We start from the raw sequence: 16,122 nt of genomic DNA on the forward strand, positions 1-16,122 counted from the left end.
AGAAATATTCTGAAGAAAATTGCCAGCTTTCACCTGCTTTTAAGTTGGTGAAGTCTTAAAAATTTCCCCAATTTGGCATAGATTAAGGTAATATAAATTACCACCGAAATTAAGTTTAGCTTTACATCAAATCACCAAATCCAGTGCAACTAGATACAATCAATCTCAACGAATTAGATAGCTCTGAATCATCTGAGGAAACAACCAAGTTACCCTTTACCCTTCAGGACTTAAAAGCTGCCATTCCTGCTGAATGTTTTCAGCCTAGTGTGATTAAATCACTTTATTATTTTTTTCGTGACATCTTGATTATCGGTCTGCTTTATGCAGTTGCTAATTATCTAGATTCTTGGTATTTCTGGCCAATTTTCTGGGTCATGCAAGGAACAATGTTTTGGGCTTTATTTGTAGTCGGTCATGACTGTGGACACCAATCTTTTTCTAAGCATAAATGGCTAAATGATTTGGTTGGTCATCTCTCCCACATTCCAATTCTAGTTCCTTATCACGGCTGGAGAATTAGTCACAGAACTCACCACAAAAATACAGGCAGCTTGGAGAATGATGAAAGCTGGTATCCTGTATCTGAATCAGAATACGACGAGATGCCTTTATTACAAAGAATAGGGCGTTTTTATGTGTTCTTATTGGCTTATCCAGTATATTTGTTTAAGCGTTCTCCTGGTAAGGAAGGCTCTCACTTTTCACCCAGTAGCCCTCTTTTCAAGCCTGCGGAAAAATGGGATATTATTACTAGCACAACACTCTGGATTGGCTTTGTAGCTTTGTTAGGTTTCTTTACCTACCAATGGGGTTGGATGTGGTTGTTAAAATACTACGCTGCTCCATATATTGTGTTTATAATTTGGCTGGATTTGGTGACATTTTTACATCACACTGAGCCAGGTATTCCCTGGTATCGTGGGGAAGAATGGACTTTCTTGAAAGGTGCGATTTCTAGTATTGATAGAGATTACGGTTTTGTTAATCATATCCATCACGATATCGGTACTCATGTTGCTCACCACATTTTCCTAAATATGCCTCATTACAATTTATTGAAGGCAACTAAGGCAATTAAACCAATTATGGGTGAGTACTTTTTTGAGTCTAAAGAACCAGTTTGGAAGTCTTTATGGCGTTCTGCTATCAGTTGTCATTTTGTTCCAGATACGGGAAATAAGGTTTACTACACTTCTAAGAGTCAGAATGTGAAGTAATTAGTAGATTATTGAGATAAATGAAGTCCGCGTCGGCGGGCTTTTTTTGTTTCATATCGTCTAGTATGACAAAAGAGGTGATTGCGATAGAAATTAAACAAATGCCAGAAATAGAGAACTTAGAAGTTACTGTAGAAGAATATTTAGAAGGAATGGCAGCTGGTATAGATATTTTAGAATTAAAGAGGCTGAAAATATCGGGTATTCCCGAAGATTTAGCGTTGGAGGTAATGAAAATTACACCTCGTGTCATTAATGGCACAGCAACCCCTGAAGAAATCGTGAGAGGAATTATGATTTTAACGCCTTCACTTAGAGAACAACTCACTGATAAAAATTGAAGTAAAGAACCTGAGTGCGAAACTTTTCGCTCATTATTTGCCGTATCTGGTAATAATGAATAACTAGCTGATCTTGAGTATGTAAAATTGGTAAACAAGGTTATGACTATAAAATTAACCACAGCAAAAATTGAAAACTTTAAAAGTTTAGGTGATATTTCTTTAAGTTTTAGAGATTTAACAATGATAGTAGGTTCTAATTCTAGTGGTAAATCTAATTCATTAGAGTCCCTGAATTTTTTTAAGCACTTGCTAGTTTCAGATTCTTTATCATTAGAAACTATTCAGACATTAGTTAGACTAGGAAAAGAAAAAATTAATTTAAAACTTATAGTAGAAGATGATGAACACAATCAAGCTGAATATAATGTATGTTTGAAAACGAATAAAAAAAATGTGCGGATTGCTACTGAAATTTTAAAAGTCAATGAACATGAGGTAATTAAAGTTATCAATGGTGAAGGAGAAGTACGTGATGAAGATGGACAAAATTCTCAATCATATAAATCAGATCCTGAAAGTATAGAGAGTTTAGCATTACGTTATGTTGGTAATATTGGCAATAAACCTTTTACTAAAAAATTAGCGAGCTATATTAGAGACTGGAAATTTTATAATATAGATCCTGATGATATCAGAAAATATTCTCTCTTTATGGAAAGGATAAAATTGCTTAAAACAACAGAAGATAACGATAGAATACCCAATCTTGATAATGAAGCTAGTGAAATTCAAGAGGTGTTAAATTATTGGGCTAAAAATGATAGAAATCGAATTAATGAAATTACAGAAGAACTACAAAGTTGTCTGAATATTAGCTTGAATTTAGTTGGTAAAAAAGACCCTATCGTCAACGTTTTAGAACTAGATGGTAAACAAATGCCCTTGTCAAGTATGTCAGATGGAACTTTAAGATTAATTGCTTATTTGACACTACTTTACCAGTCAGATTCAGATATGCCAAGTCTTATTGGTATTGAAGAACCTGAAATGAATTTTCACCCAGGTATTCTTAAAGATGTTGCTTCAATTATGAAAAGACTATCTAAAAGAACTCAAGTAGTACTAACAACTCACAGTTCTCAACTGCTAGATTGCTTTTCTCCAGAAGAAATATCATCTGATATATCAATTATACTTTTAAGTCAAAAAGGTGAATTAGGAACTAGAGCCTGTTTATTAGATCAATTAGCTGAAAATCGTGATGATCTTTTAGATTGGATGACTGATTTCGGTTTAGGAAGTGCAATTTATCATAGTCACTTAATTGAGGAAATTTTAGCTAGTTAATATGCCTAGTATTCGTATTTGGACTCCTGAATCTGACTATGATAGAGATGCTGTCTGCTGTATTTCTAGAAAAATTTCTCAATACTATGAGTGTGATTTAAAAATTGATTATGCTACTAAATCAGCTTTTAGTGAGGTAGCAAGGAAACCAGGAGGTTTAAAAAAAGCAGTAGATATCTATTTGAAAAGAGATGATTTGGTAATCTTTTTGATAGATTCAGATGGAATTCAATCTCAAACTCAAAGACGTAAGGAAAATAATTCTTTATTGAACCAAATTCAGCAAGTAGTTCAAGCATCGGAAGGTAAAGCTAAACTAATTTTGATGGTGCAAGAATTTGAAGCTTGGTTGTTAGTAGATTGTCTAGGAATTTGTTGTTATTTTACCGAAAAACCGGAAAATAGGTATAATCAAGACTGGATAAATTTTTCTAGACGTAAGCAACTTGGAAAAACAAATTTAATAGCAGAATCAGAATCTGGGGGTAGAGGAGCAAAAGAGTATTTAGAACAATTTTCACGAGAAATATTAATTAAGAAAAATCCTAATTTAAAGAATAAGATTAATAATCTCAAAAATATGCAATATGAAGAAAAACAATCACCCAAAGTGGCAGATTATATAGAAATTGATGATCAGAGTATTAGACGGAATGATTCTTTAGAGGAGTTTGCCAAATGTTTAAAAGATTTAGGGCTGAGAAACCAATTATGACAAAAATTTATCTGTTTCAAGCCCCAAGTATACTTAACTTCTAATTCCTAAAACCTTCCATTTCCCTGGACAATGTGCTTCACTGTTGTCAAAGTCTCCAAACTAATAAATCCCCTGCGGTGTCCTTTTTGATTGGACATTCCCAAAAATACTGCGTCTCCCCGTGAGGAGTTGCGGGCAAAACGCGGGGATGCGTTGATGTAGGTGGAGGCGCTATTTACTCCTAAAGCAAATTGGCGACTTTCTTGATAGGATTCTGTGACAATGCAATCAGCATGACTGCTACTATATTGATTAATCCAAGCGATCGCACTTTCTAAGCTATCTACCAACTTAAAAGCTACTGTTTTCGTTAAATACGGCGTTCCCCATTCTCCATCTTTCGCTAACTGCAACTGGGGAAAAGCTTCTACCAATTCCGCATCTGCTTTCAGTTCAAAGCCTTTGTCCTTTAAGCTGTTCCACAACACAGACAAGGAAGATGGTAAAGCTTGACGATGAATCAGCACCTTTTCAATCGCATTTACTGGATCTGGTTCACTCTCATGACTATCGAGAATCATCCAACGCACCATTTCCAAGCTGCTATTTAGCGACCAGTACAGGTAACAATTACCCATCGCTGATTTTAAAACTGGACAAGTTGCTTGTCTTACCACCTGCTGGATTAAGCTAGAACGTCCGTAGGGAATGACTAAGCTTAAATATTGGTCTTGAGTAACTAAATCTCGAATCGAAGTACCATGTTCAGTTGTAATTAATTCTATACAACCTGCTGGTAAACCAATATCAGTAATAGCATTTTGCAGTACTTCTGCGATCGCAGCATTGGAATGACTAGCCTCTGTACTGCCTTTGAGAATCACGCTATTACCAGTTTTAATACAAAACCCAGCTGCGATCGCACCCAAATCAGGAAAAGCCTCATAAATAAATCCAATCACACCCAAAGGCATCAACTGGGTATAACTCTGAGAATCTTCCTGTTGATAATCGGCAGTTCTCACCCGTCGTAGCGGATCTGATAATTCCCCCAACCGTTGGAGAATCGCCACTGTATTCTCTAACCTTGAGGGAGTTAACTTCAGCCAATCCAATATTAATTCTGAAACCGCCATTTCTCGACTTGCTTCTAAATCCAACGTATTGGCTTCGAGAATATCGTCGAATGAATATTCTAACGCCTGTGCCATTGCCAGCACAGCACGACTCCGGTCTGCCCCTTTGGTGATCCCTAACTTCAGGGAAGCTTGATAAGCGCGTTTGGCGCTGTTCATGGGTTCGGGGCAATCATCAAAAGCTTCAACGGTCATTGAGTTAACGTCTGTAGGTAAGCCAGACCATAATTGCTGGCAAAATAGCCAATAGCACAGCCACTATCGCCCAAGCAATAATGCTAGAGCCATTTGCCAATCGTAGTGCTAATGGTAGCCATATAATCACTAGCACAAAAATAATGCCTAAAGCTATCGGTAGATAACTTTCTCCCAACCTGGGTTGGATCACATTCCAGCTATTCCCTGTCCAGCGCCAAGCCCTTTTATAGGGATAGGTGGTGGAAAGTTGCTCCAATCTATAGCCATTATCTTCGACAACGAATATTTGCTGACAGCGATCGCAACCAAATGCTTCTGTCAGCGTAATCGGTATTAACTGACCCCGGCGACGGCAAGGGCAGCTATACTCAGTATTGAAATCTATTTTTTCAGGTTTTTGAGATGGCACAAGCGATATAAATAACTTGAGCGAGTTTTTCTTAACAGTTTTTGGTAGTGATTCCCTGAATTACTTCTGGGATTACTGGTTTCTAGAAATCAGCCTCATTAGCGGAGTTCTCCACAGCAGTTGCTGCCAGGAGGAAAACCTCACACTAGTTAAATGCTGCTTTCATAAGTTAATTTTAGTCGTGGTGAATATCGCCACAGTCAGGACTACTTCTAGTATATTTCTGGCTGTCTTGAAGTCGCTATTTTTAACTTGACAAAATACCCAACCTGAAAAAATTTAGCTACACTACCTAAGTTCGGAGTTCGGAGTTCGGAGTTCGGAGACGCTACGCGAACGGAGTTATGCTTTTTAAAAGCGAGAGAATAAGGGTTTGAAACTCCTACTGGGGACGAGTTCTCCACAAATTATCTTATGTCGAACTCAGGTACACTGATATCCTTGTCAAACTTAAATATGCTGGTGCTACGGGATAACACACCAAATTTAACTTGCCTATGTCTTTTCTGTTACTTAGGCAAAAAAGTCAGGAGTTAAAAATCTGAGTTTTACTTTGATATTAATTTTAAAAGCGGGTAACGCGATTCGAACGCGCGACATCAACCTTGGCAAGGTTGCGCTCTACCACTGAGCTATACCCGCAACTTTCACATTAATATCAGTATCTCAGCTTTATCCCAGTTTGTCAACCCCCAAATTTATTTTTTTTGGTAATTGGTAATTGGTAATTGGTGATGGGTAATTGGTGATGGGTTATAGATAATAATTCTCCCCCTACTCACCTGCTCACCTGCTCACCTCTTCCCCTGCTCCCCTGCTCCCCTGCCCTCTTAACCAACCACCTCTGAACCAACAGGATTTTGGATTGCGGCTGGTAAAGATTGGGCATTACGAGCATAGGGTTCTGCTAGGTTAGAGCGTAAATTACGCATCAGGCTGGCCATTTCTATGGCATTCATGGCATAATCCCAGCCGTGATTACTTTTAATTCCTGCTCGCTCTAATGCTTGCTGCATTGTATCCGTTGTCAAAATGCCAAAAATCACCGGGACACCAGTTTGAAAGCTCGCAGCAGCAATACCTTTAGCTACTTCAGATGATACATAATCAAAATGAGGTGTTTGTCCTTTAATTACCGCACCCAGACAAATTATGGCATCATAACGTTGGGAGAGTGCCAACTGGCGAGCTACGGTAGGAACTTCAAAACTGCCTGGAACCCAAACATAGTCTACTTGATTGCCTTGAGGATCAGGATTTATACCATGACGTTTTAGACAATCTTGACATCCTTCTACCAGTTTGAGAGTAACTAAGTCATTGAATCGACCAATCACCATTGCAAACCGCAAAGGCTCTGTTTGAGTAAAATTTCCCTCAAAAACTGCCATGACTGCCTCTTAAATTAACTATAAATTCTTAGCCAATACACTTTTCTGTGTTCAAGATAGAGGAGCAGGAAAGCACGTTCAGGAAAAAGGCATCAGGAAAAAGAAAATTTCTCTTTTTCTTCTCTAACCTTCTACGTTAACTTTTCTGCCCCTCTAGTTTTTTATGTTATGTGCTTGTGCCTGTTTGCAGCCGTCGCCTACACCACAAAAAAGTTTAATATACCGACTAAAAGCACTAGGACAGTCCAGACTCCAGAACCAACCCACAGCAGTTTTTTAGATTCAACCCAATTTTGAGGTGTAGCGTAAGCAACAGGTACACCAACAACTAGGACAAAAGACATCAGAACTAGAGATACTAAAGCAAATTGGAATACTAAGGTCATTTTTTCTTTCCCCAACACAGCGATATCGTAAATTGTCCCAAGACTGTCGCTGTATGATGGACAGACTGGGTTGTTCAGTGACCCCTGTGAAGTCACTTGGTCTTCTGAACCATTAATATTTTACGTCCGGTTTGTAACAGATGATCAATTGTCATTAGTCATTAGGCATTAGTCCATGACTTACGCAAAATTTCTCTAAACCCTCTTTCCTTCGCGCTCTTTCCTTCGGAACGCTGCGCGAACGCGTCTTTGCGGTTCATTTTTTCCTTACTTTTGCGTAATTAGTTATTAGTCATGATCTCTCCTGCTTCTTCTCCCTGCTCACTGCACTCTCCTCCTCTCCTCTCTTGACTGTCACCTGTCACCTGTCACCTGTCACCTGTCACCTATTCCCTATGGATTTAATTCTTTGCCACACAACTGCTGATTTTGACGCTTTGGGGGCGGCTGTTGGGTTAACTTGTCTGCTGCCAGGTAGTAAGATTGTGCTAACTGGGGGAGCGCATCCACCTGTGAGAGATTTTTTAGCGTTGCATCGGGATGAGTATCCGCTGATTGAAAGACGTGCGGTAAATCCAGAAAAGATTCGTTCTTTGAGGGTTGTGGATACTCAACAGCGCGATCGCTTGGGTAAAGCTGCGGAATGGTTCGATTTACCCAATGTCCAAGAAATTATAGTTTATGATCATCACCTCGGACAAGATAGCGATATTCCCACGACGCAATTATATGTTGATCAAGTGGGCGCTACGACTACCTTAATGGTGGAAGAATTACAAAAACGTCATATTTCTTTAAATTCTGCCCAAGCAACTGTGATGGCTTTGGGTATTCATGTCGATACTGGTTCGTTAACATACAGCCAATCTACACCCAGAGATGCTTTAGCGTTGGCGTGGTTGATGCAACAGGGAGCGAGTTTATCAGTAATTTCCACTTATCGTGATCCTGGTTTATCGCCACAATTACAACAATTATTAACTCAGGCTTTAGAAACGTTAGATTATATTTGTCTACGGGGATATACTATTGCTTGGGTGACATTAAAAACAGATAACTTTGTGCCGGGGTTATCCAGTTTAGCTTCGGAATTGGTCGAATTAACAGAAATTGATGCCATATTGTTGGCAAATGAGTATGCTTTGGGTGACGATGATGAGTGGCGATTAACGGTGATTGGGCGATCACACATTTCTGGTACAAATCTCAATCTCTTATTTCAAATATTTGACGGTGGTGGACATTCTCAAGCTGCTTCCCTAAACATTCGCACAAAAGACTCACAGCCAATTTTGCAGCAACTCCTAGATGGGTTAAAAGCACAAATTCCCCATCCCCCCACAGCCAGAGATTTAATGTCTTCCCCAGTCCGCACCATTCGTCCTGAAACCACAATAGCTGAAGCACAAAGAATTTTATTGCGTTACGGTCATTCTGGTTTATCTGTCGTCAATCCTCACGGGCAATTAGTTGGTATAATTTCTCGGCGTGACTTAGATATTGCATTGCATCACGGATTTAGTCATGCACCAGTTAAAGGCTACATGACAACCAATTTAAAAACCATCACCCCAAATACCACTTTGCCACAAATTGAGTCCTTGATGGTGACTTATGATATTGGACGTTTACCAGTATTAGAAAATGAAAATCTCGTTGGCATTGTCACTCGTACCGATGTTTTAAGGGAATTACATCAAGTAGATGTGGTTGATGGGGAAATACAAAAAGATGGTGAAATTAATATTAAGCTGCCACAATTACAAAATAAATTAAATACCCAACTTTGGCAACTACTAACTACCGCATCAAAAGAAGCAGAAAAACGCGGTTGGCATCTTTATTTAGTTGGTGGTGCAGTGCGAGATTTACTATTAGCAGAAACAGAAACTGGCACTTTAATGATTAATGATATTGACTTAGTAGTTGATGGTTTTCATAAATCGGCAGATGTAGGTGCAGGTGTGGAATTAGCAAAAGCACTCCAACAAATTTATACTAATGCCCGTTTAGAAATTCATGGTGCATTTCAAACTGCTGCATTATTGTGGCACAAAGATCCAGAATTAGACTCATTATGGATAGATATTGCCACATCTAGAACAGAATTTTATCCCTACCCAGCCGCAAATCCAGAAGTAGAAGCAAGTTCAATTCGTCAAGATTTATATCGTCGGGATTTTACTATTAATGCTATGGCATTAAGGCTAACATCTCCCCGTGCTGGTGAATTACTTGATTTTTTTGGTGGTTTAATAGATTTACAAGCAAAGCAAATTCGGACTTTACACGCTAATAGTTTTATAGAAGATCCTACTCGTATTTATCGTGGTGTTCGTTTTGCAGTGAGGTTTGGATTTGCAATTGAACAGCGGACTGAAGAATATATTCGCTATGCAATAAATAGCGGTGTTTATGACCGCACTTCCCAAGCAAATACCAAAACACCCGCTTTGCAAACTCGGTTAAAAACAGAACTAAAACATATCCTTGAAGCCCCCTATTGGCAAGCAGCTTTAGAGTTATTAGATAATTTAGGGGCATTGCAATGTATTCATTCTAGCCTAAGCTTAGATGGTGATATTTTACAAGAATTACATTTATTAAAAATTTGTTTGCGAAAATTTGACAAACAATATAATCTACAGCATTGGCAACTACGCTTAGAAGTATTAATAGCTCACTTAGAACCAAAATATAGAGCAAAGGTAGCTAAAAATCTACAATTAGGAGATGATAGTATTGCCAGATTAAAGACTTTATCAGAAATGCAAACTACGGTATTTACATCTCTACCAAATTTACAATCTCCCAGTCAAATTGTCAATTTACTGCGAAAATATGATTTACAAACCTTGATTTTAATAGCTGTAAAAAGTCCTAGAAAAGTTAGACGGAAGATTTGGTATTTTTTAACTAATTTAGCCAATATACAACCTTTGTTAAATGGCAATGATTTAAAACAGTTGGGTTATAAGCCTAGTCCACTATATAAGCAAATTCTTGATGATTTACTCAGTGCTACCTTAGATGGTATTATTAAGGACGAAGCGGAAGCACGAGAGTTTTTAGCAAGCCATTATCCTCGATAATTGAAACCAAAAATGTGAGGTTTATATGCAAATTCAAATATCTTAAACAATACTAAATTTCCAAAAAATATTTCCCGTTAGCTGACTTATATACATTTCATGATTTTAAACCTATGAATCAGGAATTTTACAATCGAGGCTTAGAAAAAGCTCAACAAAAAGATTATGCTGGTGCGATAGAGGATTTTAATCTTGTTATACAAGATGATCCTTACTTTAGTTCAGTTTATGTAAAAAGAGGTTTGGCATATTATGACTCAGGTATAATTCTTCAAGCTGTCTCTGATTATACTGAAGCTATCAAGCTAGATCCTAAAAATGTAGAAGCTTATTATTGTCGTGCTTTAGCAAGGTTAACACTAAAAAATCTACCGGGTTCTTTAGAAGATGTAGAGAAAGCGATTCAGCTTAATCTTAATTATGCGGCTGCTTATGACTTACGGGGAATAGTGCAGCGCAAACAGGGAAATATTCAAAATGCGATCGCTAATTTTAAAAAAGCCGCAGAATTATATTTAGAACAAAAAGACGCAAAGAATTGTCGTCTCTGTTTAGAAAAAATCAAACAGCTACAACCAAAACCACAACCTGTAACAAATCCAGCTAATTCAAAACCTGCACCAATTATATCCACTAAGGATTATTTTACGCAATTGTTAGAAAAAGCAGAACATGGAGATACACGAGAAGCAATTGCTGATTTAAACTGGATATTAAAAGCTGATTCTCAAGATGCCCAAGCTTATTGCTGTCGTGGAGTTGTATATTGTAAAATTGGTAATTATCGAGAAGCAATTGCTGACTTTAATCAAGCATTACAACTAAATTTTCAAAATGCTGTTGTTTATCGAAATCGTGGTAAAGCCCGTTCTCAATTAGGAGATCATCAAGGGGCATTAGCTGATATGAATCAAGCCCTGAAATTGCAACCTGAAGATGGTTTAGGATATGTTGCTAGAGGGAATATCTATCGATCAATGGGTAACTATTTAGGGGCAATTCAAGATTATGCCCAAGCTTTAAAAATTAATCCTAATGACGCGTTATCTTACTACAATCGTGGTCTTGCTTACACTTTTTTAGAAGAAATGCAAAATGCTGTAGCAGATTATCAAAAAGCAGCTAGTATCTATTGTGAACAAGAAGATTGGGAGAATTATCAACAAGTATTAAATAGCCTACAAAAAATCAAGTCGTTTATCCCAGAAACAAATAAAGCCACCTATAATCTATTACGTCAAAGACTGTTACGCATGGTTGGTGGATATTGGGAAATGGCACAAAGATTAATTCAACAAAAAAAAGACGTTTATCCAGGAATGTCAGAGGAATGGTATTTGCAAAAGGTGATTGATGATTGGGAACGCGATAAATTTCAGTAGTTACAGCACTTTCTGCTGTTATGAGGTACATATCTAGCGGGCAAGATGCCCGCACCACAAGAGTTTCATTGTTTAAGTTTGTACCTCATTGGTCTGCAATCTGCTGTATGAGTGCGGAATGTTAAGTAATTTTTAATTACAAATTACTGAGAAAAACGCCAAATCTTAATTTTATTATCCTCTCCACCACTGACTAAGGTTTTACCATCAGCACTAAAAACCAAAGATGTGACTGTATTAATATGTCCTGTCAATGCGGTTAATTCCTTGCCTGTGGCGACATCCCATAGTTTAATATTATGATGAGTGGGTTGATTCAATGTATCGCACTCCAGACAGTCCCGGTTGCCACTAGCGAGAATTTTACCATCTGGGCTAAAAGCCACAGTAGTCACATTGTGATCTGATCCTGTGAGAGTATGAATTACCTTACCTGTACCAATATCCCATAATTTTATTTTGCGATCGCGGCTAGCACTAGCAAGAATTTTACTATCTGGGCTAAAAGCTAGAGATGTCACCGTTTGTGAATTTGGTGTTAATTGATGAATTGACTTTTCTTGAGTGATATTCCATAGCTTAATCGTCTTATCAAAACTACCACTTGCTAGGGTGACACCATTGGGACTGATAGCCACAGATCTCACCCAGTAGGAATGACCTTTAAGAGTCCGAATTAACTTTCCTGTATCTAAATTCCAAACTTTAATTGTTTTGTCATCACTAGCACTTACCAGAGTTTTTCCATCTTTGCTAATAGCTAAAGCCTGGACTGAATCAGTATGACTTTTTAGGGTATAACTTAACTTTTTTGTAATTAAGTTCCAAATTTTAATTGTTTGGTCATCACTACCACTAACCAGATTTTTGCCATCTGGACTAATAGTTACTACATTTACATTTCGGATATGTCCTGATAGAGATGTAACTTCTTTACCTGTAGCCACGTTCCATAATTTAATGATCCCATTACCACCACTAGCAATAGTCTGAGAATCTGGACTAATAGCAACAGATAAAATTAAGTTGTTTGGTTCGGAAATAGTTTTTACTAAAGAAAATTTTTCTGAAGATTCCTGCGGGGATTGATAGAGAATCGCATCATTAGTAGCATTACTATTTGCCGATGAAATAAATTTAGCCAAAATAGCAGTTTGTATCTGGTGAAAATGTCTATAACCAAATTCTCCTAAACCCAAAAATAAAATTGTCGCAACTACTAAAAGTGAGTTTCTCAGAAAAATATATTTTCGTGGATAAACACGTGTCTTTTTAGTGGGTACAGCTAAAAATGAATTACTAGCTGGTGCTAATAAATGTGTATATTGTTTACTCAAATCTTTGATGACATCATCAGCAGATTGATAACGATTTTGAATATCTATTTGTAACAGCTTATCAATAATTTGTGCTAATTCATGACTCAGCGGACATCGCAAATAATCTTGCCAATTTTTTACCCAACTATACCCATGTTCCATCCACAATTGAAAAGGAGAAATTCCTGTAATCAAATGAAAGCAGGTAGCCCCCAAACTAAATAAATCACTAGCAGCGTAGGCTTTACCATCTCTGATTTGTTCAATTGAAGAATAACCATGTGAACCAATGGAAGTACCATTTTTTTTCTGAACTCTGGCTGTTAATTGTTTAGAAGAACCAAAATCAATTAAAGTTAATCTGCCATCACTTTTACGCCGAATAATATTTTCTGGCTTGATATCTCGATGAATAACTCCTCGGCTATGAATAAATTTGAGAATAGGCAATAAATCTAGTAAAATAGATTGAATATCCCAATCTCTATAGGTTTTACGTAACTGTAACTCCTTTAATAAATTATTTCCATCAATAAACTGTTGTACTAAATACAAACAGTTATCTTGCTCAAAGTAAGCTAAGAGAGTAGGAATTTGTGGATGTTCTCCTAGTTCTCGGAGTCGCTTTGCTTCTTCGCTAAACAACTCCATTGCTTTTTTTTGTGACCAAGTTCCTTGAAATTTTGGCGCTAATTGTTTAACTACACAACAGTCATTTAATTTATCGGTATCTTCGGAAAGATAAGTTCTGCCAAATCCCCCTTCATCTGAAAGCACTCGGATGACACGAAAACGATTTCTTAATAGTGGTAATAACGGGGTATTACAACTTTGACAAAACTGTTTACTATCTGGGTTTTGGGGTTTTTGACAATCTGGATTTAAACAGCAGATCATGAGCAAAGAAAAGTGACTGCATGATAAATAATGCTAAGTTTATTCCGCATTTTCCCTGTATTTGATAGACTCTTGCATACTTGGAAGGTAGATAAACCTGGTGGGGATTGGGGAATTACTTATTATATTCAACTTACGTAAATCGAACTATGTTTTTCTTAGTATCGAAAAACAACAAGAGCCATAAAATTAATTGTTTCATGATCATACAATAACCATAATTGAAAAACTGGTCAAATTGCCAAGACAATATTTGATGTATATGTTAACGATTTATCAGTGAACAATATTCATTAAAATTTTGATTTTTAAATGTAATTATCAAGAAAATTTTGTGATAAAAACTACTATTTTTATGTAATCAAACGATTATCGTTTCAATATTATTAAGGGCAGGTAACATCCACTCTGACAGGCTTGGCAATCAAAAACTGTAGTACATACAACGGATTTCGTACATATCTAGCGGGCAAGATGCCCGCACCACAAGAGTCTCATTGTTCAAGTTTGTATCTCATTTAAATGAAATCCGCTGTAACTGATCTGAAAACTGCTATAAATCTTGCTTTAACTGAATGAGGTATAAATTTCCATGGCAGAATTAATTACGTAACTTTCTGTTGCGTAGCGGTATTACAAATTATGAATTATTTTAATATGTCTGAAATGCTTTAAACCACTTATTTAAAACTGTATTCAGAGTTTGTTTAATTTGATGCTTACGATTCCACTTTTGAAAAGCGATTTCATATTCTTCACCTTTACTTTGAAAGGTATTCCAGATATCAAGAAAGATCCCTAGTCCGCAGAATAATAAGATGTATAATGACCAAGAAAGACTAGCACCACCAACGAAGTCAATTAGTATTAGAAATCCGTTGATAATGGTATAATTACCCAAACGTTTTTGAAATTTACTGCGGCGGTAAAGGTCGAAGGCTTGACGTTGTTGTACTTGACTTTGTTGAGCTATCCAATCAATTTGTGCTTGTTTTACATCATTTGGTGATATTTGTAACTCAGCAGCAATTTCTATAATTTGTTGATAGGAAAATTCTTGATCACGATCATTGGTTTGACGAGCGATCGCTAGTTGTAGAATTTGTTGCACCTCTTCTTGGCTATAAGAACGCAGACTGTTAGATTCAAAGTTCGTCATAATGCTTTCTCTGATAATAATTTTTAATAGACGGCTATGCTGCTATTAGCAATCTTTGCACTACCCCTACACTAGCAAATCTAAATGAGAGTGACGATAGAGATTTATAGTAATGTGTCATTGTTAATTGATAATTGGTAATAATCTTCCCCCTTTCCCATTCTCATTATTCAAAGCTGAAGACTCTGAAAAAATATCCTACTGACTGGAATTTAGCAGCGCATAATATCGAAAGAAGTTGCAGCAAGAGGGAAAAACCCAATGGTGGAAGATAATGGTTCAGTTCGCACACTCTCAGTAGATATTGGGGGTAGTGGTGTCAAAGTTATGGTTTTGGATATCACCGGGAAACCTTTAACAGAAAGAGGAAGGTTAGAAACACCCCAACCTGCGACACCAGAAGTCGTGATTAATGCCATTGCTGTGTTAGCTGCATCTCAAGGTGAATATCATCGGGTTTCAGTAGGTTTTCCCGGTGTGGTTCGCAGTGGAGTCACAGAAACAGCGGTGAATTTGAATGCGGATTGGATTGGATTTGATTTAGCAACAACATTATCTAAACAGCTAAATAAACCTGTGAAAGTAATTAATGATGCAGATATGCAGGGGCTAGGGGCAATTGCAGGTAGAGGTGTGGAATTAGTCATCACACTAGGTACTGGTTTTGGTTCGGCTTTGTTTGTAGATGGAAAGCTGGTTCCGAATATGGAAATGGGACATCATCCGTTTTGTAAAGGGGACACCTATGAAGAACAGCTAGGACGCGCTGCTTTAGAAAAGATTGGGGATAAGAAATGGAATAAGCGATTACAGAGAGCGATCGCATCTTTACAACGCCTCTTTAACTATGATTGTCTTTATATCGGTGGTGGTGAAGCTGTGCGCGTCAACATGAATTTACCCCTAAATGTGAAACTAATTCCTAATATCACCGGGTTATTAGGTGGTATTGCTTTATGGAGAGAATGAACTTTCCAACCGATACAAAAATCCTGCTTGATCTACGCTAAACGGCACATACAGCAGGATTCAGGAGTCAAGAGTAAAACTGGCTTCATGTATAGGTTCCAATTTAGATTTTGTACCTCCTAACTACGCAAACTGCTGTAACTCTGTGTCGTATTTTGAGATTTTGGATTTGAACAATCTAAAAATGTTTGACTTTGACTATGCAGCAAGTAGGGGCGTAGTGTAATACGCCCTGA

At 37.3% G+C, this 16,122-nt stretch carries 13 protein-coding genes and 1 tRNA gene; 7 read left to right on the plus strand and 7 right to left on the minus strand.

The annotated features are described in order from the left end of the window. Positions 1-143 precede the first annotated feature (143 nt). The 4 genes from ACOWPH_RS17925 to ACOWPH_RS17940 all read left to right on the plus strand — a co-directional run bounded on the left by ACOWPH_RS17925 (position 144) and on the right by ACOWPH_RS17940 (position 3,566). The gene (locus ACOWPH_RS17925; protein WP_015216739.1) at positions 144-1,220 is read left to right on the plus strand and encodes a fatty acid desaturase; all 1,077 of its coding nucleotides are present in this window, start codon (positions 144-146) and stop codon (positions 1,218-1,220) included. A gap of 65 nt (positions 1,221-1,285) precedes the next feature. Next, positions 1,286-1,561, plus strand: a complete 276-nt coding sequence (locus ACOWPH_RS17930; protein ID WP_015216740.1) for a hypothetical protein — start codon at positions 1,286-1,288, stop codon at positions 1,559-1,561. Between the two features lie 102 nt (positions 1,562-1,663). Continuing rightward, complete coding sequence (locus tag ACOWPH_RS17935; protein WP_015216741.1) at positions 1,664-2,851, plus strand: AAA family ATPase; 1,188 nt, start codon at positions 1,664-1,666, stop codon at positions 2,849-2,851. 1 nt (position 2,852) lies between these two features. Next, the gene (locus ACOWPH_RS17940; protein WP_015216742.1) at positions 2,853-3,566 is read left to right on the plus strand and encodes a DUF4276 family protein; all 714 of its coding nucleotides are present in this window, start codon (positions 2,853-2,855) and stop codon (positions 3,564-3,566) included. Positions 3,567-3,613: 47 nt separating this feature from the next. Here the strand turns inward: ACOWPH_RS17940 and ACOWPH_RS17945 are convergent, their stop codons facing one another. From ACOWPH_RS17945 to psbZ, 5 genes are all read right to left on the minus strand, one after another. Then, on the minus strand, positions 3,614-4,879 hold the full coding sequence (locus ACOWPH_RS17945; RefSeq protein WP_015216743.1) for a glutamate-5-semialdehyde dehydrogenase: 1,266 nt from the start codon (positions 4,877-4,879) through the stop codon (positions 3,614-3,616). Positions 4,880-4,883: 4 nt separating this feature from the next. Beyond that, positions 4,884-5,291: a hypothetical protein gene (locus ACOWPH_RS17950; RefSeq protein WP_015216744.1), complete on the minus strand. Its 408-nt coding sequence runs from the start codon at positions 5,289-5,291 to the stop codon at positions 4,884-4,886. A 570-nt stretch (positions 5,292-5,861) separates the two neighbouring features. Further along, positions 5,862-5,933: transfer RNA gene (locus ACOWPH_RS17955), tRNA-Gly, on the minus strand. A gap of 188 nt (positions 5,934-6,121) precedes the next feature. Then, positions 6,122-6,682, minus strand: a complete 561-nt coding sequence (gene ribH / locus ACOWPH_RS17960) for a 6,7-dimethyl-8-ribityllumazine synthase (RefSeq protein ID WP_015216745.1) — start codon at positions 6,680-6,682, stop codon at positions 6,122-6,124. Positions 6,683-6,879: 197 nt separating this feature from the next. Further along, positions 6,880-7,068 carry a photosystem II reaction center protein PsbZ gene (gene psbZ / locus ACOWPH_RS17965; protein ID WP_015216746.1) on the minus strand — a complete coding sequence of 63 codons (189 nt, stop codon included), beginning with the start codon at positions 7,066-7,068 and terminating at the stop codon, positions 6,880-6,882. Between the two features lie 395 nt (positions 7,069-7,463). Between psbZ and ACOWPH_RS17970 the strand changes: the two genes are divergently transcribed. Both ACOWPH_RS17970 and ACOWPH_RS17975 read left to right on the plus strand, forming a co-directional pair. Then, positions 7,464-10,160 (plus strand): CBS domain-containing protein, encoded by a 2,697-nt coding sequence (locus ACOWPH_RS17970; RefSeq protein ID WP_015216747.1) that lies wholly within the window; start codon positions 7,464-7,466, stop codon positions 10,158-10,160. Between the two features lie 113 nt (positions 10,161-10,273). Next, positions 10,274-11,542 carry a tetratricopeptide repeat protein gene (locus ACOWPH_RS17975; protein ID WP_015216748.1) on the plus strand — a complete coding sequence of 423 codons (1,269 nt, stop codon included), beginning with the start codon at positions 10,274-10,276 and terminating at the stop codon, positions 11,540-11,542. Positions 11,543-11,685: 143 nt separating this feature from the next. On the opposite strand, the gene ACOWPH_RS17980 is transcribed toward ACOWPH_RS17975, so the two are convergent. Further along, complete coding sequence (locus ACOWPH_RS17980; RefSeq protein ID WP_015216749.1) at positions 11,686-13,758, minus strand: serine/threonine-protein kinase; 2,073 nt, start codon at positions 13,756-13,758, stop codon at positions 11,686-11,688. Between the two features lie 652 nt (positions 13,759-14,410). Beyond that, positions 14,411-14,917 carry a 2TM domain-containing protein gene (locus ACOWPH_RS17985; protein WP_015216750.1) on the minus strand — a complete coding sequence of 169 codons (507 nt, stop codon included), beginning with the start codon at positions 14,915-14,917 and terminating at the stop codon, positions 14,411-14,413. A gap of 261 nt (positions 14,918-15,178) precedes the next feature. On the opposite strand from ACOWPH_RS17985, the gene ACOWPH_RS17990 reads away from it, so the two are divergent. Then, entirely contained in the window at positions 15,179-15,886 is a 708-nt protein-coding gene (locus ACOWPH_RS17990) for an ROK family protein (RefSeq protein ID WP_015216751.1), read from the plus strand. The last annotated feature ends 236 nt before the right edge of the window (positions 15,887-16,122 follow it).

The organism is Anabaena sp. PCC 7938 (assembly GCF_049315035.1).
GTDB lineage: Bacteria > Cyanobacteriota > Cyanobacteriia > Cyanobacteriales > Nostocaceae > Anabaena > Anabaena cylindrica.